Raw genomic sequence first — 19,624 nt, forward strand, 5'->3', positions numbered from 1 at the left:
CTCACTCGGTGTGCTGAATGCGGCAAAATGCGAGGCGCGGATGACGACGACCGACACAGACGAACGCGTTCGCGCCGGAAGCCACACCGGGCACTTCGACATCTACGACGAAGACGGCAATGTACGTGCCGATTTTCTGACGCAGGTAAGCCATGCGATCGATGCCGGCGATACGGGTTTTCTGCACCGCAATGTCGTGCGTCTGCACGAATCCGAGCTTGGCGATCTTCTCGAGGCGCTGAACTCCGACCTACGGCTGGCGCTTGTCGGGTTGCTCGGTGACGATTTCGATATGACGGCGCTGACGCAGGTCGACGAGGCGATCCGCCGCGAGATCGTCGATCACCTGCCGAACGAGCGGATTGCTGCCGGTATCGGCGGGCTCGATTCGGATGACGCTGTCTATATCCTGGAGGACCTCGACAAGCAGGACCGCGACGAAATCCTGTCGCAGATGCCTTTCACCGAACGTGTTCGTTTGCGGCGGGCGCTGGATTATCCGGAAAGCTCGGCGGGTCGCCGCATGCAGACGGAGTTCGTTGCCGTGCCGCCTTTCTGGACAGTCGGCCAGACGCTCGACTATCTGCGCGAGGAAGAGGGGCTGCCGGAAGACTTCTCGCAAATCTTCGTCATCGATCCGACCTTCAAGCTACTCGGAGGGCTTGCGCTCGATCGCATCCTGCGCAGCAAACGCCAGACGAAGATCGAAGACATCATGCGCGAGACGACGCATCCGATTTCGGCAGAGATGGACCAGGAAGAGGCTGCCCGTCTTTTCGAGCAGTACGACCTGCTGTCTGCCGCTGTGGTCGATGATAACGGCCGTCTAGTCGGCGTGCTGACCATCGACGACGTCGTCGACGTCATCAACGAGGAAGCGGACGAGGATATCAAGCGGCTCGGCGGCGTCGGCGATGAAGAACTGTCGGATAGCGTCGCGTCGACGGTGCGGTCGCGCTTTCTCTGGCTTGCCGTCAACCTGCTGACGGCGATCCTGTCGTCCAGCATCATCAGTGTCTTCGATGCTTCCATCGAGAAGATGATCGCGCTCGCCGTGCTGATGCCGATCATCGCTTCCATGGGTGGCAACGCCGGTACGCAGACGATGACGGTGACCGTACGCGCATTGGCGACCGGCGATCTCGATATCTACAATGCGGCACGGATCATCCGCAGGGAGGCGACCGTCGGGTTGCTCAACGGCATCGTGTTCGCCATCCTCATGGGAGCGATCGCCACCTTCTGGTTTCACGATCTCCAGCTTGGCGTGGTCGTCGGTGCCGCGATGGTCATCAACCTCGTGGCGGCAGCGCTTGGCGGTATCCTGCTGCCCTTGCTGCTGAACCGGATGGGCGCCGATCCCGCCATCGCTTCGTCGGCCTTCGTTACCACGGTTACCGACTGCACCGGCTATTTCGCATTTCTCGGCATCGCCACATGGTGGTTTGTCATTCACTGAGCGGCCGCATTGATCGATTGCCGGGCTTGGCGAGATTGGCTAGAATTGACTTTTACGTAAGAGCCATTGCTGCAGCCCCGGAGGCGCCATCCATTGCCGGTCGACAAATTCTACAGCATCACAGAATTGACGCGCGAGTTCGGCGTTTCCACCCGAACGCTACGTTTCTACGAGGACGAAGGGCTGATCCACCCGGAGCGGCGCGGCCGCACAAGGCTGTTTCGCCAGGCTGACCGTCGGCTTATTGCCGAAATCCTGCGAGGCCGAAGGATTGGCTTCACGATTGCCGAGATCCGCGAGATCATCATGGTCTACCGCGAACCGCCCGGCGAGGTCGGCCAGCTCAAGCTTCTGATGAAGCGGATTGCCGAAAAGCGGGACGATTTGCGGCAAAAGCGCAAGGACATCGAGGATACGCTGACCGAACTCGACCATGTCGAGGAGGCTTGCATAGGCCGACTGGCTGAAATCGGTGTCGGAACCTGAGATATGGCGGTCTTCCGGCTAAAGCCAGCGCCGCGTGTGGCGGCAGTAGAATTCGAACTCACAGCCGAATCGGGACAGCAGGTGCAGTTCCTCGTGCCTTATCGCACCGTAGTCGGTGGCGACTGTCGCGGCGAGGGCAGCGACCAGTAGCCAGGGGTTGCCGGTCAGCAATGCCCACCCGACCGTGACCAGCGTATAACCAAGGTAGATCGGATTGCGGGTGTAGCGAAACGGTCCTGTCGTCATCAGGTGAACCGAGCGACGATGGGGCATGACCGTCGCTCTTCGGTCAAGCAACGTTTTCATCGCCCAAAGATCCAGCCAGACAGCCAGGAGTGTAAGAGCTGCCCCGAGCGTCCAGAAATAGGGAGATCGAAGTCCTGGTATGGGTATCTGGATGACTGCGTCAGCAACGAGCGCCGTGATAATGGCAAGCCCATAGATGAACGGAGGCCAGGGAAAGCTGAGCGGCTTGGCACGATAGGCATTCATAGAATACTCCCGTCACTGCGCTTGTTCCGTACACTGTACTGCGATTCTCTGTATTTGATCATTCTGATCTGCCTGGATTGCGCCAGACTGGAGTGGCTCGAAAAGACTTTGTGCTTTCATCCGGGTGAGCGTGCATTGGCAAAAGCTGCGGCACAGTGCTTCGCCTGCTGACTGGGTGCAGGTGGCCTGGCATTGGCGGAGGTAGCCGACAGCAGGATCCGGCTTTGGCGCCGGTGCGACCAGCGACAGCAGATAGACGAGACCGAACAGGATAGGCTGGTGAAGCAGATAGAAGAGCAGGCTGTGGCGCCCGCCTTTCGCCAGCAGGCTGTTGCCGGTACCCAATGATGCCAGCCGCTGCGGCAGACTGGTGCGCAGGGCGAGAGTGGCTGCGCTCAAGCCGGCAAAGAAGGCCAGCGCCCAAGGAAATAGCGGCACGAAGTCGTTTGAGCGCACCGGCATCGTCGCAAAGCCGAGCCAGGCAAGGTAGCGCGGGTTGAACAGGTCCGACCCAAGCGCACCCGGCATGACGAAGACATTCACGACCCAACCGACGCCGAGCACTGCCGTGGCCGCCCAGATACAGGCTGTCGGCAGGCACAGAAAGCCGATGCCGATGAGGCTGAGTGCTGCGATGCTGTGGAGGATGCCGAAATAGATCCACTCGTCCGGCATTGCGAACCGCGTCACGACGGAGATGGCAATCGCCGCCACCGCGATCATCGCCAGCCTTTTCCAGAAAGGTTGCCAACGGATAGCCGGCCGGTTTGCGAGGACAAGGCTGACGCCGGCCATGAAGAGGAAGGTGCTGGCGATGACGCGGGCATAGATTTTCAGCCAGCCGGTTTCGGCCGTGCCCGGATCGAGATATCCGAAGAACTCGAAGTCCCAGGTGCCGTGATAGCTCGCCATGGCCAGCAGGGCGATGCCGCGCAACGTGTCGAGCAGGCCGATACGCGGGGGCTTGCGCGGTTCGTCGATGCTCTCGGCGACAGCAGCCATCAACTTATCCTTTCCGGGAAACACTGTTCATCGGCCGCAGCCGAAGATGTTCCGGAAATAGGACAAGCGCGGCGATTTCAAGGCACGTCGATATCCATGATGGCAAGGCGCGCGTCGGAGAAGAATTGGCGGCGTATGAGCACGACGATGATGAACAGGGTGGTGACCATGAACACATAGGGACTGACGAACCAGCCGAGATAACCAATGGAGAGAAAGATCGCCCGCAGGCCGGCGTTGAAATTGCGGGCCGCGATGATGTTCATGTGGATGACGCGCTCGGCGGCGCGGCGCGTCAATGCCGGGTCCTTGTCGACATCGCCCATCATCGGAATGGCGCCGTAGAGGATCGTGCAGTAGTTGAACAGGCGGTAGGCCCAGCCGAACTTGAAGAAGGCGTAGCCGAACAGGCCAGCGAGGCCGGCGACCTTCAATTCGAAGGTGGTCCGACTGCCGTTGAAGACATAGGGCAGGTCGGCAAAGAAGGCATTGACCTTGTCAGTGGCACCGAGCAGCGCAAAACAGCCGCCGATCGCGAAGATCGAGGTCGAGGCGAAAAAGCCGGTTCCGTTCTGCAGGCCTGCAAGGATCTGGGTATCGATCATCTTCAGGTCGCGGCGCAGCGAATTGTAGATCCATTCGCGCCGGCGCTCGATCATCGCCTGCGTCAGGCTGATGCGGTTGAAGAACCTCGAACTGCTGGTGATCCAGTTGAGGGCTATCCAGAGAAAGATGAAAAGTGCCAAGGCGGCAAAATCGGCGGTCGACATCGAGCGGGTCCCCAGGGCTGTTCGAGCCCCGACACTAGCCATGACGGCCGCAAGTGCAATGTTGAAGGAGCGCCACGTGCATCTTATCTTTGAACCGTGGCCGCAGTGTCGTAATGTCGCAGTCATCCCATCCGATGTCGGTGGGTCGCCGTGGCCCGTGATGTCGTTGACATAGCTTCGTTGTAGCCGTTCCTCCTATCTGCAGGTTTTCATGTTTCTCTCCGTCTTCGACGTCTTCAAGATCGGTGTCGGTCCATCGAGTTCGCACACAATGGGGCCCATGTCGGCAGCCAACCTGTTTCTCGATCTCCTGCTATCGAGCGAATGGCCGCGCCCGTCCTCGAATGTCCAAGTGGCGCAGATCAAGGTCAGCCTTCACGGCTCGCTCGCCTTTACCGGCATCGGCCACGGCACCGGCCGCGCCGTCGTCCTCGGCCTTACCGGCGAACAGCCGGACACGGTGGATCCGGATCGTATGGACGGCATCATCGCCGAGGTGGAGCGCAGTGGCCAGATATCGCCCCCCGGCCACCCGACCTACGGCTTCCAGCCCAAGACCGACTTGGTGTTTGACAAGAAGACGCCGCTGCCCGGCCATGCCAACGGCATGAGCTTCTCGGCATTCGACAAGGACGACCGGCTGCTCGTCAGGCGCATTTATTATTCCGTCGGCGGCGGCTTCGTTGTGACCGATACGGAACTTGCGCAGATGCGGGCCAATAAATCGAAGCCCGCCGCCGGCGAAAAGATTCCGTTTCCCTTTGCCAGCGCCAAGCAGATGCTCGAAATGGCCCAACGCTCTGGCCTGTCAATTGCCCAGATGAAGCGCGCCAACGAGGAAACCAAGATGACCACGGCGGAGCTCGATGCCGGGCTCGACAAGCTCTGGGCGGCCATGAGCAGTTGTATCGACCGCGGCCTCAAGGGCGAGGGCATTATGCCCGGCGGGCTCAACGTCCGTCGTCGGGCGCGCACCATCCACACCAAGCTCGAAGAGGAATGGCGGAGCAACCGCATCAATCCGCTGCTCGCCAACGACTGGCTCAGCGTCTACGCGATGGCCGTCAACGAGGAAAATGCATCCGGCGGCCGCGTCGTCACGGCCCCCACAAACGGTGCTGCCGGCGTCATCCCGGCAACGATCCGCTACTACACCCATTTCCACGACGATGCCGACGAGCGCGGTATCCGCGACTATCTGCTGACGGCAGCAGCCATCGGCGGCATCATCAAGCACAATGCGTCGATTTCCGGCGCCGAGGTGGGCTGTCAGGGCGAGGTGGGGTCGGCAGCGGCGATGGCCGCAGCGGGCCTTGCTGCCGTCATGGGAGGCTCGCCGGAGCAGATCGAGAACGCCGCCGAGATTGCTCTGGAGCACCACCTCGGCATGACCTGCGACCCGATTGCCGGCCTTGTGCAGGTCCCCTGCATCGAGCGCAACGCGCTGGGTGCGGTGAAGGCGGTGACCGCCGCTTCGCTGGCGCTGAAGGGCGATGGGCAGCACTTCGTCCCGCTCGACGCCTGTATCGAGACCATGCGCCAGACAGGCTACGACATGAGCGAGAAATACAAGGAAACCTCCACAGGCGGACTGGCCGTCAACGTGGTCGAGTGCTGAGCTTGTGGATGCCGTCCGGAAAGGCTTGACGCTGCCGGCCAAAAGGATTTGAAACGGCCGCATGGCTTTGCATATGATCAAACTCTGCGTCGGCGCCGATTCTATCGACGACTTGCGTGAATGGGTGGCTGAGCGCTCGCTGACCGCGCTTGCCGCCGGCCTCGAACCGCACAGCGTGCACACGACCCGGATGGTGCCGAAACGCGTCGCGGAGCTTGTGGACGGCGGTTCTCTGTACTGGGTGATCAAGGGCCAGGTCCAGGCCCGTCAGAAGCTCCTGGATGTCGTCAGCTTTACCGACGGGGAGGGGATTTCGCGCTGCAGGCTTATCCTCGGTCCGGAAGTCATCGAGACCACCAGCCAACCGCGCCGCCCCTTCCAGGGCTGGCGCTACCTGACCGAGGAAGACGTTCCGCGCGACCTGCATAGCCTCGGCGCAGATGTTGCCGAGATGCCCGCGGAGCTTCGCCGCGAACTCATCGAACTCGGTCTTCTCTGAATTAGCGAAGCCGCATCAGCACTGGCGCCTGTCTGTTGATGGTCGAGACATGCAGATGGATGCGTGCTTCGGGCTGCGAATAGCGCCAGGCGCGCGCGCCATGGCACAACAGTACACCGATCAGGTCTTTGGTTTTAGACCGGGAGCGGCCGCGCCCGATTTCGGCGATCCGCATTGCCGCCTCGTGGAGAGGGTGCAGCGCGTAGGCTTTCGGCCTGCCCTTGCCCCCCCCGACCGAGATATCCGGACTGTTCTCGTTCACTGCCATTTTAAATTCCCCGTACACATTACAAATTCAGGGTCGAACGAACATTACGCGTCTATTCGAAGAACCGATGCTGGAACGCGGCATCGGCCAGTACATCGCAAGACGGCCTACTGCAGGCTCGCCCAGCATTTGATACCGGAGCGCTTGAGGACGCTGCAGGCGTTGGTGGCTTCACGCTGGTCTTCGAAGCCGCCGAAGCGGGCGCGGTAGACGAGAGAGTTGCCACTCCCGAAAGCCACCGTGTAGGCCTTTGCAGAGCGCAGCGACTTGCCGCCCTTGCTCTTGGCGCTGTCGAGGAGATCGCTTGCCATCTCCTTGCTGGGAGAAACGCCGACCTGGATTACCCACCCGCGGGGTCCCTTGTCATCCAGTGGATTGGCCTTGGCCGGGCGGGTGGACGCGGTCACGACGCTGTCGACGTCATCGCTGTCGCTGGACGACTGGGCGTAGGCCGGCGCGATCGAGGCGACGTCGTTCGGCGGTACATTCTTGTTGTGTGGCTTGGTGGCAACGAGTGGATTGGACGATGTCGGCGTGACTGCGGCGAATGCCGCGACGCTGGACGACGGGTCACGGCCGGACGGCGTGGGCACGCTTGCGGGCGGGCGAACATCGCCCATAGCGGCCATGCGGGCTGCGGCAGCGGCGACATTCGGTTTCAAAGGCGCCGGTGCCTGGAAGGCCGGACGCTCCGGGGCCACCTGGGCGACCTGCGCCACAGCCTTGCCGGCGTCTGCATGCAGCGATGCTTTTGGCAGATAGGTAGCAACGAGCTTGCGCATCTGGTTGTCGCGGGCAGGGGTAGAGGCGCCACCGAGCACGACGCCGACGATAGAGCGACCTTCGAGCTCTGCAGACGTCACCAGATTAAACCCGGCAGCCCGTGTGTAACCCGTCTTGATGCCGTCAACGCCCCGAACCGAACCGACGAGGCGATTGTGATTGGCGATCACGCGCCTGCCGAATGTGAAGGAGCGTGTCGAGAAGTAGCCGTAATACTGGGGAAAATGCTCGCGAAGGGCGATGCCGAGCCGGGCCTGGTCACGCGCCGTTGTCATCTGCGCGGTGTTGGGCAGGCCGTTCGGATTGCGGTAGGTCGTGCGCGTCATGCCGAGAGCACGCGCCTTGTTATTCATCAGCGCAGCGAATTTTTCCTCGGAGCCGCCGATATATTCGCCAAGCGCCATTGCAGCGTCGTTGGCCGACAGCGTCACCAGCGAGAGGATTCCCTGTTCGACGGTGATCGTGCCGCCGGGACGAACGCCGAGTTTGGTGGGTGCCTGGGCTGAGGCAAGCGCAGAGAAAGGTATCTGGGTGTCAAGCTTGATACGGCCCGATTCAAGCGCTTCGAAGGTGAGATAGAGGGTCATCATCTTGGTCAGAGACGCCGGATAGCGCAGAGAATCAGCATCCTCGCTATAGAGCACGTTGCCCGTCTTCGCATCAACGACGATCCCAGCATATTTTGCAGCGTTTGACGGCGATGCGACGGCAATGACGGAGACCATCATGGCGAAACCGAGGCAAATCTTGGTGACAAACCGACGGGTACGGGACGACGATGCTCTGAAAATTGACCTGGGCACTATTTCACTCTTCACTTGCATTTTAATTCCAACGATCCGGCCGCAACCTCCCCAGAGCGCCCGTTGCGGGCAATAATAGGGGCTTAGCGTTACCAATCGGTTTATGATGAACAGTTCGTTGCGGGATTTGGCTGCTTTTGCGACGTCTCAGGGAAGGGCAGCCGTTGGTGTTGCGGATTGGGTCAGGCGCATTTCCACAAACTGCTGAAGTGCGGCATCAATATGATCCCAGTCGCCCAAAAGGCGGCTGGAAAAGCGGTAGAGAAGACTGAGATCGTTACCGATTTTGACGTCTCTCTGGCAATCTGCACTGGTGGCCTTGTCAGGCGAAGACGGCAGCAGACAGCGGACGACATAGTCCGGCTTGCCGAGCCGCGGTGCTGTCAGTAGGGTCTCGCCGGCATATCCGGCATCGGACCGAAGCCGATGTGCCGTCAGTCCGTTCGGCCCCGGAAATGGGGCGCCCTCGATCAGATGCGCGTAGATCGGCTCCAGTCGTCCGGACATGTCGCGTGACATCGTCCCTTGCGTCAGCTGCAGGAAGACCAGCGAGGAGGAGCGGGAAATATCATTGAAATTCTGACTGTTGGCGTCGCTGTATCCCTGTATCTCGGGAAACGTCAGATAGAGATCGACACGCTCGGTGACGCCATCGATGCGTTCGCTCGGGAAGCGGATGGTATTTGCCGCCAGCCTCAGGCTGTCTTCGCCGATGGTGATCGCAAAAGTCTGTGTGCTGGTGGTGTGGCCGGCGAGTGAAATCCGTCTGCCGATCCAGCGTCCACCGACGGCAATGGCGATCGTCAGGACGACCAGCAACGCCAGCAGGAAAAACAATCGCCACGCCACGCCACCACTCACGAGCGGTAGGTGGTTATCCACGGTAGTATTCGACGGGGAGGCGGCGGCCATGGATCTTGCCTTCGTTTATCCGCCGGCCGCTTTGTGCCCCGGCAACAATACGAATGAGTCTTGATACGACCCAGTTGGCGCCATCATGGTTAACGTCGGGTTAATTGCCGGCTGCATTGGCTGGAAACAAAAAAGAGCCGTTCCCGGGACAGCGGGAACGGCTCGAAGCGCCGGTCAATGACGAGTACGGGGACAGACCGGGCTTGACGGACGACAGCGAAGCGCTGGCGACCGGTTATGCAAAAGCTTATTTCACGCTGCCGACGGCAACTGCGCGGCCATCCTGGATCTTGACCCAGCGTGAAGGATTTTCGACCGAAACGCGCTTCAGATATGTGTATTCCGTATCCGACCAGAGCATGACCTTGTTGCGCATGTTGTCGAGAATGAAATCGCCATGGTCGGTGCGCACTGTCAGCACGGCATGGCCTTCGCCGTTTGGCTGCAGAACCACTGTCATCAGCGTGTCGGACGGCGAGAACCCGGCAGCGATGAGCTCCTTGCGCTTCAGCAGCGCGTAGTCCTCGCAATCGCCGGCCCAGGTGGGGATCGCCCATTTTTCCTCGACGCCGTAGAGTTCCATGTCGGTCATCGGCTTGATCGTCGTGTTGACAGTGTAGTTGATCTTGAGGATCGTCTTCCAGCGGTCTTCGCTGAGAATTGCAGGACCGGCATCGCCACCGGCATAGGCGCACTCGCTCGGATTATCGCGGCAGAATTCGTAGTGGCCGATCGGCGGAGCAGCATTTCCGGTAATCCCCATGGTCGCCGGTGTGGCCTCTGCAAAGCCAATCAGGCTGAGGGTCATGACGGCGGCCGTGGCGGCTCTGCGCAGCAAGGATGTTATCATTTTTTTCGTCCCCGTTATGGAGACGACATTGCCACAGACGTTTTTACCCCACGCAAAATTACGTAGTCAAATTAAGGACTTAATAGAATAAAACAAAAGACAAACAGTAATAAAACTCGAATAAAAATCGACGCAAATTTGAACGAAAATCGAAATACATGGGAAAAGACGAAGTGACGGCCGAAAGCAGCCCCCAACGCCGGCATCCCACTGATATCTATAGGTTTTACGCCATTGTACCAAAATGCGACTGCCTGAGCGGACTGTGAAAGAAATTGTGCCGATCCAGCACACCTTGTCCCGTTTCAGAACATCCCAGCACGTTTTGTCACCCCAATATCCACTTATCTCCGCCTTCAGCCCGGCAGCTGTGCAAAAAATTATTTTTCGGAAATGCGTTTTTTTCTCCGCTTAGCGCGGAGCTGAGAACTGACAATTCCCCAACGATTGAATTTGTCAGGCGTTCGTCATATCTCGCGCAAATCGTGAATTGGCAAAACATTGGTGCCACGTCAAACTTATGAACGGGTGAGTGCCCTGTCTCATGCAGCCATCCGCGTAATACGGCTGCCGTTTGTTTTCAGCGCTACATCAGCGCAATAAAGGATGTAATAGATTGAACGAAACTAAAGCCGATCCAGCGGCGGGCTCATACCAATCGCCAAAGCGTCATCTTCTGATTGCTGGCACCGGGCGTGCAGGCACCAGTTTTCTGGTGCGCTATCTAACAGAACTCGGGCTCGATACCACTCTCTCGCGCAGCAGAGATGGCCAGGTAATGTGGGACGACACGGCAAATGCCGGCTTGGAAGAAATCGTCAGCGGAACCGGAGAAAACCTGCCCTATGTGGTGAAGTCTCCGTGGATCGGTCAGTATTTTGAACAAATCCTGGCTAACCCGCATATCGCCGTGGACGCAATTTTGATTCCCGTTCGCGATCTCGTGGAAGCTGCGACCAGCCGCACAGTCCTAGAGATGCGGGCGATGCACGAGTCGGCTCCCTGGATGGCAGAGCTGGACCAAAGTTGGGAAGTTTGGGGAACGACACCTGGCGGTGTAGTCTACTCGGTCAATCCCCTCGATCAGGCACGCCTGCTGGCTGTGTCGTTCCACGACTTGATCTGGCGCGCCGCAAAAGTCGAGATACCGATCCATTTTCTGGCTTTCCCGAAAATAATCGAGGACAAGCAATACCTCTTCAGAGCGCTCCAGCCTGTCCTCCCGCCGGAGGTGACGCCAGAGCTCGCATATTCGGCCCACGAGCGAATAGCCGATCCTGCTAAGGTGCGTGTCGGCACTGACGAGGGGACCAAACGGGAGACTTCACCGACGCTGCACCGGGGGCCGGCGTCACTGAGGCATGACGAAGTTGACATGCTTGCGCTGCGGCGCGAACTGGCTCGAGTTCGTGCGGAGCTTTCGCGGGTTTCTGATGAGGCGGGTCGTTCTGCAAGCGAAGCAGCCGGGTTGAAGAGCGGATCCGAAGGTCTGCAAAGCGAAGTGTCCCGCCTCCAGAGCGAAGTGGCCGCGTTGGTGCAAGAATCCGCTCGGCTCTCGAATGAAGCATCCGGATTGCGCGTGCAGGCAGAGCGCGCCGAAAGCAAAGCCGCCAAACTGCAAATTGCGGTTTCCACCGAACAAGCTCGCGCTGAAAAGGCTGAAGCCGATTTCAGAGCTGTCACCGAAAGCCGGACATGGCGCGCCACGGCTCCCGTACGCGCAGCGTTGTCAGCGGCCAGGGGTATCAGCCGCCGGTGAAAAGTTTGGCGCGGGGTTGATTGATAGGGCTTTGTTGGCATCAGGTTGACGTTACGAGCGGCTGTCACCCTTATCCTCATCTTTTTCAGGCGTTGAAAACTTCAACGCCTGAATGCGGCGCTAACATATTTATTGCCGCAATTCAGAAGTGTCAGGCCGCTGCCTGTTATTCTGCCGATTTTCTCACGCTTATTGCAATCCTAAGTGTATTTCGCAGGTGGATACGGATTGGTATTTAAAGAACTGTCTTTTGGTTTTTAAATTGGTCGCCAACTTGAAATTCCAGAGACTAATGACATTATCTGAACAGTGACCTACGAATCCTTAGCGAAGCAGATGTCAACTTCACGTTGTCGGTACCTGAGCAGAGCCTGCTCCTTAGAATGTAGGTGTTCAAGCGCGGCAAACTATCAGCTGCCGCCGGCGATAACTGAAGGGAAGCCCCTTCTCTAACTTGATTCGGACGCGCATTTGCGGATGAACACAAAGTCATAAGCGGGTTATTTTGACAGGCATGCGCCCCCATTTGAACAGGTCCCTAGGCAAGCCTGCCGCTGATGAAAAAAGAGCGATCGCTACCGCGCGGACGCAGAAGCCGCAACTGCGGTTTCTGACGTGTGGATCGATCGATGGCGGCAAGTCCACACTAATTGGCCGGCTTCTGGACGATGACAGCGTGATTGCACACGAACCTGCGTCCGAAAGTCAAAGCCATTTGTACGCATCTTCCAACAATGAAGACACCGATTTTTCGCCGCTCGCCAATGCGCAGGAAGCCAAGGGATCGCTGGTGTCTGACAATGATCCCGGTCATCGGTTCTTTTCAACATCGAAGCGAAAATTTATTGCCTCCGATGCACCGGGTCGAGCTCAATTCACGCGCAACATGGCGGCGGGCGCATCGACTTCCGATCTGGCGGTCGTCGTTGTCGATGCAAGCCAGGGGATCCTGTCCCAGACGCGCCGCCATTCGGTCATCGCCTCGCTGCTCGGCATCAACCACGTCGTTCTGGCGGTGAACAAATGCGATCTTGTCGCATTTGATGGCAACGTATTCCGACGTATCGAGGAGGAGTATCGCGGGTTTGTTGCTGAACTCGGTTTCGAGACAATCGAGGCGATCCCTGTTTCGGCGCGCCACGGCGACAACGTCGTGCGGCGATCGAACCGGACACCCTGGTATGTGGGTCCGACCTTGCTGGAGCAGCTCGAGACCGTATCGATCGGGGAGGCAACTGCCGACGCGCCATTTCGTTTTCCGGTGCAGTATGTGAGCCGTTCCGATTTCGATTTGCGCGGCTTTGCCGGCACAGTGGCTTCCGGATCGGTAAAGCAGGGTGATGTCGTCGCCATCGCCAAATCCGGCAAATTGACACGGGTGAAGCGCATCGTCACCGACGATGGAGATCTTACGCGCGCCATCGAAGGCCAGGCGATCACGATCGTGCTCGAGGACGAGGTAGAGGTATCGCGCGGCAATATGCTTGTGTCGCCCTCCGCGCATCCGCATGTCTCTGACCAGTTCGCCGCCAATCTCGTCTGGTTCGATGAGCAGCCGTTGTTACCCGGTCGATCCTATATCCTGCGGACGGAGGTGGAGCAGGTCAACGCCACGGTGACGGATCTGCAATGCCGCATCAACGTAGACAGCTTTGCCCATGAGGCGACAAAGACGCTTGAGCGCAACGCGCTAGGCGTGGCCAACATCTCGGTACAGTCACGGATCGCGTTCGACACTTTTGCCGTCAATCGCATCACTGGCGCGTTTGTCCTTGTCGACCGGATGACAAATGCTACCGTGGCTGCAGGAACGATCCTCAATCCTTTGCGGCGCGCGGGGAATATCCGGTGGCAGTCTCTCGATATCGACAAGACGCAGCGCGCAGCGGCAAAGTATCAGCAGCCGGTCGTCTTGTGGTTCACCGGTCTGTCCGGTGCGGGCAAGTCGGAAATTGCCAATTTGCTCGAGAAAAAGCTGCATTTTGCCGGCTACCATACCTATCTCCTGGATGGCGACAACGTGCGCCATGGGCTTAACCGCGATCTCGGATTTACGGACGAGGACCGGGTCGAGAATATCCGACGTGTTGCCGAGGTCGCGCGGCTGATGGCCGATGCTGGCCTCATCGTCCTGGTGTCGTTTATTTCTCCATTTCGTGCAGAGCGACAGATGGCGCGGGAGATGTTGCAGCCAGGCGAATTTGTCGAGGTTTTTGTCGATACGCCATTCGAAGAGTGTGCCCGCCGCGATCCAAAAGGTCTCTATGCCAAGGCGCTAAATGGGATGCTCAAGAACTTCACGGGCATCGATTCCCCCTACGAGGCCCCGGAAAAACCCGAGGTCCGCTTGGAGACCGTCGGAAGGTCGCCGGAGGAAACGATGGCCGCGCTGGAGAAAAGGCTTCGTGGGCTTGGGTTTCTGGTCTAACGCGCAATTTCATTCAACAGGATTGAAGACGACGGCAGCGGAGGCGACGGTCGGGTACGTGTATGGCAGGGTATCTTTCGTCGCCCGCCACAGAGATATCCGATAAATCGATAGACAAGGCTTTGCAGAATGAGTGTTGAACAGGAAGAACTGCCGGACGACATTCATGAGCGCGTGACGGAGTTGTCCGAGCAGGGCAACGACCTGCTTGATGCTGGCAACGAGACAGGTGCGATCCGGTGCTGGCAGTCGGCCATCCGTTTGCTACCGGAGCCGCACCACAAATGGGATGCGGCGCTGTGGCTCTATGCTTCTATAGGCGACGCCCAAAGGCAGCAAGGCGATATGGAGGCCGCGCTCTCCTCCTTCCAGCAGGCGGCAGCGAGCAGCGATGGCCATGCCAACGGCTTTGTCCAGCTAGGCATAGGCACATGCCTTTACGATCTTGGTCATCAGGAGGAGAGCACCGACCCGCTCTTGCGCGCCTACATGGCCGAGGGCGAGGAGATCTTCGAGGAATCCGATGCGAAGTATCTGAACTACCTGCGCATGCGGAAGCTGGTATCTTGACTGCTGCCGCGCAGCATGGGCGTCTTCGAAGCGCAAGTTGATGGCCGAACTCGCCAGAGGAGCGCGCTCGGGATAGCTCGACTGACTGTGAGGGTATGGGGCAAACCATCTCGACAATGCCTCTGATTGAACATCGGCGAAGTGGCGGCCGCGCCCGATTGTGATGATGTCTACGCTGTAACCCTCTACCGCCGCACGGCGCGACTTCCGAGGTTGCAACGGTTGCCTAGCAGTTTGGCCATTTATGTCCTGAACGGCCGGGCTGGTGAATTGCCGGCCGTCCGCTCTCGTCTCTCTCGTCCGTCACGCGGGCAGGGCGTCCTACGCGAAAGCTTACCAAGGGGTCTCGCCACGTGCTTCAACGAAGCGGCCGGATACCGCATCTCCACCCAGCAGCGCGTATTTGACCGGCAGCTTCGCGCCCTCCTGGGGCGTCATGAAGCCGTTGCCCCCGGTCAGGTCGGTCTTCACATAGCCTGGGCTAACCGAGTTGATGACATGGGGCGTGTCGCGCAGTTCCTCGGCAAGCTGCACAGTCAGCATGTTCAGCGCCGCCTTGGAGGCATTGTAGCCGATCAGCCGGGCTGAATAGTAGGGCGAGGCTGGATCGCCGTTGAGCGCGAGCGAACCTAGCGAGCTGGATAGGTTCACAATACGGGCGGCCGACGACAGGCGCAGTAGCGGCAGCATTGCCTGCGTCACCGCCAACGTGCCGACGAAGTTGGTGTCCATGATACGCCGCGCGGCCTCCGCTGAGCCGCTGGTCGGCGGTCCGTCCTCGGCATCGACGATGCCGGCGTTGTTCACGAGGATATCGAGCCGACCATATTCGGCGCGAATAGTTTCGGCCGCCGCAGCGATGCCCGCATGATTGTTGAGGTCGAGGGTAACTGATCGAACCGACAGGCCAGCTTCCAATAGCCCGCTCACGGATGCGGTGGCGCGACCGGGATCGCGAGCGCCGATGACAACGGTGACACCCGCTTGAGCAAGTTGGCGAGCAATTTCAAGTCCGATGCCTTTGTTCGCGCCGGTGACGAGGGCAATGCGGGAAGTGTCGGCCATTTCTTCAGTCCTTATGGGGTTCGTTTTGGTGTCGCTCCAATATATGAAGGATCCATCAGTTTGAGGATTCGCTTATGGCTTCGGCGCGGCCGTCCCACCTAAACCCCCGGAAAACGCCGCGTCAGGCACGGGCGACGGTGACGCTGGACGTCATGTTCGAGGCGACCATTCAGGTTCTGGTGAGCGATGGACCGCACCGATTGACGACCACTCGCGTGGCGCAGCGGGCGGGCGTGTCGGTGGGCACGCTGTACCAGTATTTCCCGCACAAGCAGGCGCTGTACTATGCGCTCAACGAACGCTATCTCGACGCACTGGCTACCAAAGTAGAGGCTGCGTGCCTGGTGCAGCACGGCGCTGCCATCAAGCGGATGATCGAGGCGCTGGTGACGACCTACTGGCACGCCAAGACGGAGCGGCCGGAGGTGACACGCGCGCTCTATCGCTCCGTTGTGGAGATTGACAACGAGGCGCTGATCGCAGCCTTCGCCGCCCGTGTCGATGCCGCGACCGCTGCGATGTTAGGAACCGCTTCCGATGCGACCTTTGCCGAGCTGTCGACCGTCAACCTTACGCTGCTAGCCACCGTTTTCGGCACGGTCCGCAACGTGTTCGAGCGCAACTTGCCTCCAGACGAGGAACGCGCCGTCCAAGGTCAGCTCATGATGATGTGCAACGCCTATTTGGAAGCGGCTCGATCGCCGCCTTAACGCCGTCACCGGCAAGGCAACTTTCCCGATTGCGGACCGGGAGCGAGAAAGCCGCCGCGTTCCTCATACACGCGACCGAGCGCAACTTCGGCTTCCCCCCAAATCTTCGCGGGGAGACAGAGAAACGGGAAAGATCGCGCTGAACAAATGGCCGCTTTCGGCGGCTCGAAATGCTCATTTAAGCGTCCGTCTGGGGGCGCTTGCTGCCGATCCGAGGGTTCTCATAAGCCATGTATGACATCCTCACATATCGCCTCTGTGGCTCTATCGGCGGTGGTCGAGGATCTATCGCGAAGAATGTCGCACCATGGCGTAAAGTCGGCGAAATGGCGGGCCCCGCGCGATGATGAAGAGCACTACGTCTACGCTATAGCCCTCTAATGCCGCATCTGGCCGATGATGATATCATCGCCGTCAGGAATGGACCGCTGCTCGCGCAATTTGATGCACCATTCGAAAGCGCTCCCACACGGTAGGGGCTTTCAGGTTCGCGCAACCATCACCGCGTTACGGTCGCGACGCCCATTTGCGAGAGCAGTGTCAGATTGTCTTCAATGTGCCAGTTGTCCGTAATCCGCCCATCGGTCACCTTGAGCAGATCGGTCGCGATGAAGTCGATCGCCTGCCCCTGGCCCTTCACTGTGCCGAAGGTGCCGGTGAAATGACCTCTGAACTCCATGTGAACCGTAACAAACTCACCTGTGACGATCATTTTCTTCACCTCCACGCGGAGATCGGGGACCGCTGAGCGGAATTTTTTCGAGGCGAACGCCGGGCCTGCCGGTCCTTGGGGACGGCCGGGCGGCAGCGTGCGGTCGGTGAAGGTAGACGCGATCGCTGCCTTGAGGGCGGCTTCGTCGCCGGTGTCCCAGAACTGATAGAAGGCCTTCGCTGCCGTCACTGTCGCCTGGTTTTGTTCGTTCGAGACGGTCCTTCCAACGGTGAGATCGTCGATCTTCAGCTCCGCGGCATCGACTGGCACAGAGAGCAGCATTCCGAGGATGGCGGCTGCGACTGGAAATTTGCGCATGACATTTTCTCTTTCAGGGGTTGGCGGCATCGTCGTCCCCGCGACACACGCGTTCGTCGAGGATAGCGGTCGGCGCAGTGGTGAAGTGGTCGTGTTTCCGAGTTCGGGCGAGCACCGCTTGTCTCAGGCGATGGTGGCGCCACCATCGACTGTGACCGTGGTACCGGTGGCGAAGGGATTGGTCGCGACGAACAGGATCGCCTGCGCGATGTCCTCCGGCTCGCCGACGCGACGCACGGGCAGCCGTTCGGCCGTGCGGGCGAACATGGCTACGCGGTCGGCCTTTTCCATGCCGCCCCAGAGCGGCGTGTCGATCAGGCCGGGTGACACTGTGTTGACCCGGACCGGGGCCCGTTCCAACGCCAGGCCGCGTCCGAGCGCTTCCAGGGCCGCATTGATTGCCCCCTGCAGCACCGAACTCGCACTCGGACGCCGTGACAGAAATCCCGAGACGAAGGTGATCGAACCGCTATCCGCGATTCTGGCGGCCCGCGCGATGCGATAGCCGCCCCAGAACTTGCTTTCCATGGAGGCCTTGGCGTCGTCGAGCGACAGCCCACCAACGGGACCACTCCGGGTTGCCGCCGCGGCGATCACCAAGTGGTCGAACGGCTGCGCCTCGCCGAAGAAGACTTCGATGGCGGAGTTGTCGAGAATGTCGAGCGCGACGGGCTGGGCCGCGATGCGGGCGGCGAGGGCTTCGAGCTTGGGACCGGGCCTGCCAGCGGCGAAGACGGAAGCACCGGTCGCGGCAAAAGCTTCGGCCGTCGCGGCACCAATCCCGCCGGTGGCGCCGACGATGAGGACGCGTTTATCTTTCAGGGAGAGAGTCATGGTCAAATCCTTTCGTTCGGGATCAGGCGGCTGAGCCGGGCAACCCGCTGACGGTCAGCGCGCCGCGGTCATAAATGGGAGTGATCGCGCGGTGCTCGGCTGCCCATGTCGCGATCTCATCCTTGCGAGCGAACCACACGGCGGGCTTCGATCGGGCATTGCCGGGAGCGGAGATCGCGGACGCGGCGATTGCGGCAAGGTCGCTACCGAGAAGCGTTCGATTGTTGGTGAGAATGGCTACATTCGTCATGAGCCATGATATGGACTATCGTGCCATAGATGATAATGTTATTTATAGACGATTGTTTGTCGACTTCGGATTGATAATTGATGCTCGATGACCTCAACGAGTTAAAGACGTTTCGCGCGATCCTGGCGGAAGGCAGCCTGACGGCTGCAGCATTGCGCCTTGGCGTTACGCTGGCCGTGGTCAGCAAGCGGCTCGGGACACTCGAAAGCCGCGTCGGCGTTCGGCTGATCCATCGTACCACCCGGTCACTGAGCGCGACAGACGAAGGCGCTCGGCTGCTGGCCGATGTCGTGCGGGCTCTCGAAACCCTGGAAGCGGCGGAAGGCCGATTGGCTGGCGGTCGCAACGAGCCGGTTGGCACCTTGCGCGTCAGTGCGCCGATCGCTTTCGGCCGGCGCTTCGTGGCGCCGGCCCTTGGACGACTTGCCGGGCGCTACCCCGGCCTTACCGTCGCGCTGGAACTCGACGACCGTGTGGTCGATATCGTAGCCGACGGCTTTGATGTCGCGATCCGCATCGGCGCCCTTGCTGACAGTTCGGCCATGATGCGAAAGCTCGCCGACAATCGGCGCATCCTGGTTGCGGCGCCCGCTTATCTCGATCGCGTTGGCCGGCCGCTCACGCCGGGCGATTCAAAGGCGCACGCTTTCCTGCGCTATGGCGCCGCCAGCGAACCCTGGTACCTGCACGGGCCCGATGGCGCCACAGCAAATATTGCGGCGCATGCACGGCTACGCGCCGATGACGGCGATGTCGTGCACGGCTGGGCGCGGGACGGCCTTGGCATCATGTTGAAATCGGAAGTCGATATTGCCGGAGACCTCACCACAGGCCTGCTTGAGCGTGTACTGCCAAGTTGGGATGGTGGCGAAGCGCCGATCGTTGCCCTCTATCCAAGCGCTCGGCATTTGCCACTCAAAACACGCGTCCTGCTCGACGGGCTTGCGGATTACATCGACGCCACGATTGATTCGGATCGGCAGTCGATCGCCGGCGAGGGCGTGTGATGGCATGAAAAGGGCGGCGATTTGCGATA

The 19,624-nt window shown here is 59.8% G+C and carries 20 protein-coding genes; 9 read left to right on the forward strand and 11 right to left on the reverse strand.

Going from position 1 to position 19,624, the window contains the following annotated elements; translation table 11 throughout:
* Positions 1-40: 40 nt before the first annotated feature.
* Positions 41-1,459, forward strand: a complete 1,419-nt coding sequence (gene mgtE / locus J5278_RS10335) for a magnesium transporter (protein WP_142822752.1) — start codon at positions 41-43, stop codon at positions 1,457-1,459.
* A gap of 93 nt (positions 1,460-1,552) precedes the next feature.
* Complete coding sequence (locus tag J5278_RS10340; RefSeq protein WP_209183794.1) at positions 1,553-1,945, forward strand: MerR family DNA-binding transcriptional regulator; 393 nt, start codon at positions 1,553-1,555, stop codon at positions 1,943-1,945.
* Between the two features lie 18 nt (positions 1,946-1,963).
* Here J5278_RS10340 and J5278_RS10345 read toward each other — a convergent pair whose 3' ends face one another.
* The 3 genes from J5278_RS10345 to J5278_RS10355 form a co-directional block, all read right to left on the reverse strand.
* Positions 1,964-2,437 carry an isoprenylcysteine carboxylmethyltransferase family protein gene (locus tag J5278_RS10345; protein WP_209183793.1) on the reverse strand — a complete coding sequence of 158 codons (474 nt, stop codon included), beginning with the start codon at positions 2,435-2,437 and terminating at the stop codon, positions 1,964-1,966.
* A 12-nt stretch (positions 2,438-2,449) separates the two neighbouring features.
* Positions 2,450-3,439, reverse strand: coding sequence for a heparan-alpha-glucosaminide N-acetyltransferase (locus J5278_RS10350; RefSeq protein WP_209183792.1), 990 nt, complete (start codon positions 3,437-3,439; stop codon positions 2,450-2,452).
* A gap of 77 nt (positions 3,440-3,516) precedes the next feature.
* On the reverse strand, positions 3,517-4,209 hold the full coding sequence (locus J5278_RS10355) for a DUF599 domain-containing protein (protein WP_111221941.1): 693 nt from the start codon (positions 4,207-4,209) through the stop codon (positions 3,517-3,519).
* 211 nt (positions 4,210-4,420) lie between these two features.
* Here J5278_RS10355 and J5278_RS10360 point away from each other — a divergent pair, with 211 nt between their 5' ends.
* Both J5278_RS10360 and J5278_RS10365 read left to right on the forward strand, forming a co-directional pair.
* Entirely contained in the window at positions 4,421-5,827 is a 1,407-nt protein-coding gene (locus J5278_RS10360) for an L-serine ammonia-lyase (RefSeq protein ID WP_209183791.1), read from the forward strand.
* A 61-nt stretch (positions 5,828-5,888) separates the two neighbouring features.
* A complete protein-coding gene (locus tag J5278_RS10365; RefSeq protein WP_209183790.1) occupies positions 5,889-6,326 on the forward strand; it encodes a DUF1489 family protein in 438 nt (145 codons plus the stop codon).
* Position 6,327: 1 nt separating this feature from the next.
* Here the strand turns inward: J5278_RS10365 and J5278_RS10370 are convergent, their stop codons facing one another.
* From J5278_RS10370 to J5278_RS10385, 4 genes are all read right to left on the reverse strand, one after another.
* Entirely contained in the window at positions 6,328-6,594 is a 267-nt protein-coding gene (locus tag J5278_RS10370) for a hypothetical protein (RefSeq protein WP_142822746.1), read from the reverse strand.
* Positions 6,595-6,701: 107 nt separating this feature from the next.
* Positions 6,702-8,201 (reverse strand): D-alanyl-D-alanine carboxypeptidase, encoded by a 1,500-nt coding sequence (locus tag J5278_RS10375; RefSeq protein ID WP_209183789.1) that lies wholly within the window; start codon positions 8,199-8,201, stop codon positions 6,702-6,704.
* Positions 8,202-8,327: 126 nt separating this feature from the next.
* Positions 8,328-9,092, reverse strand: a complete 765-nt coding sequence (locus J5278_RS10380) for a hypothetical protein (RefSeq protein WP_209183788.1) — start codon at positions 9,090-9,092, stop codon at positions 8,328-8,330.
* Positions 9,093-9,339: 247 nt separating this feature from the next.
* Positions 9,340-9,900, reverse strand: a complete 561-nt coding sequence (locus J5278_RS10385) for a transglutaminase-like cysteine peptidase (protein ID WP_374108282.1) — start codon at positions 9,898-9,900, stop codon at positions 9,340-9,342.
* A gap of 658 nt (positions 9,901-10,558) precedes the next feature.
* Between J5278_RS10385 and J5278_RS10390 the strand changes: the two genes are divergently transcribed.
* The 3 genes from J5278_RS10390 to J5278_RS10400 all read left to right on the forward strand — a co-directional run bounded on the left by J5278_RS10390 (position 10,559) and on the right by J5278_RS10400 (position 14,699).
* The gene (locus J5278_RS10390) at positions 10,559-11,701 is read left to right on the forward strand and encodes a hypothetical protein (RefSeq protein ID WP_209183787.1); all 1,143 of its coding nucleotides are present in this window, start codon (positions 10,559-10,561) and stop codon (positions 11,699-11,701) included.
* Positions 11,702-12,215: 514 nt separating this feature from the next.
* Positions 12,216-14,129: an adenylyl-sulfate kinase gene (gene cysC / locus J5278_RS10395; protein WP_209183786.1), complete on the forward strand. Its 1,914-nt coding sequence runs from the start codon at positions 12,216-12,218 to the stop codon at positions 14,127-14,129.
* A 129-nt stretch (positions 14,130-14,258) separates the two neighbouring features.
* Positions 14,259-14,699: a tetratricopeptide repeat protein gene (locus J5278_RS10400; RefSeq protein WP_209183785.1), complete on the forward strand. Its 441-nt coding sequence runs from the start codon at positions 14,259-14,261 to the stop codon at positions 14,697-14,699.
* Between the two features lie 333 nt (positions 14,700-15,032).
* On the opposite strand, the gene J5278_RS10405 is transcribed toward J5278_RS10400, so the two are convergent.
* A complete protein-coding gene (locus tag J5278_RS10405; RefSeq protein WP_209183784.1) occupies positions 15,033-15,764 on the reverse strand; it encodes an SDR family oxidoreductase in 732 nt (243 codons plus the stop codon).
* 137 nt (positions 15,765-15,901) lie between these two features.
* Here J5278_RS10405 and J5278_RS10410 point away from each other — a divergent pair, with 137 nt between their 5' ends.
* Entirely contained in the window at positions 15,902-16,474 is a 573-nt protein-coding gene (locus tag J5278_RS10410) for a TetR/AcrR family transcriptional regulator (RefSeq protein WP_257623360.1), read from the forward strand.
* 499 nt (positions 16,475-16,973) lie between these two features.
* Here the strand turns inward: J5278_RS10410 and J5278_RS10415 are convergent, their stop codons facing one another.
* The 3 genes from J5278_RS10415 to J5278_RS10425 form a co-directional block, all read right to left on the reverse strand.
* Positions 16,974-17,504, reverse strand: coding sequence for an ester cyclase (locus J5278_RS10415; protein ID WP_209183782.1), 531 nt, complete (start codon positions 17,502-17,504; stop codon positions 16,974-16,976).
* 123 nt (positions 17,505-17,627) lie between these two features.
* Positions 17,628-18,338: an SDR family oxidoreductase gene (locus J5278_RS10420; protein WP_209183781.1), complete on the reverse strand. Its 711-nt coding sequence runs from the start codon at positions 18,336-18,338 to the stop codon at positions 17,628-17,630.
* Between the two features lie 22 nt (positions 18,339-18,360).
* The gene (locus J5278_RS10425; protein ID WP_209183780.1) at positions 18,361-18,588 is read right to left on the reverse strand and encodes a hypothetical protein; all 228 of its coding nucleotides are present in this window, start codon (positions 18,586-18,588) and stop codon (positions 18,361-18,363) included.
* 80 nt (positions 18,589-18,668) lie between these two features.
* Between J5278_RS10425 and J5278_RS10430 the strand changes: the two genes are divergently transcribed.
* Complete coding sequence (locus tag J5278_RS10430) at positions 18,669-19,595, forward strand: LysR family transcriptional regulator (protein WP_209183779.1); 927 nt, start codon at positions 18,669-18,671, stop codon at positions 19,593-19,595.
* Positions 19,596-19,624 lie beyond the last annotated feature (29 nt).

The sequence above is a fragment of the Rhizobium sp. B21/90 genome, from assembly GCF_019355815.1.
GTDB classification, from domain to species: Bacteria; Pseudomonadota; Alphaproteobacteria; order Rhizobiales; family Rhizobiaceae; genus Rhizobium; species Rhizobium rhododendri.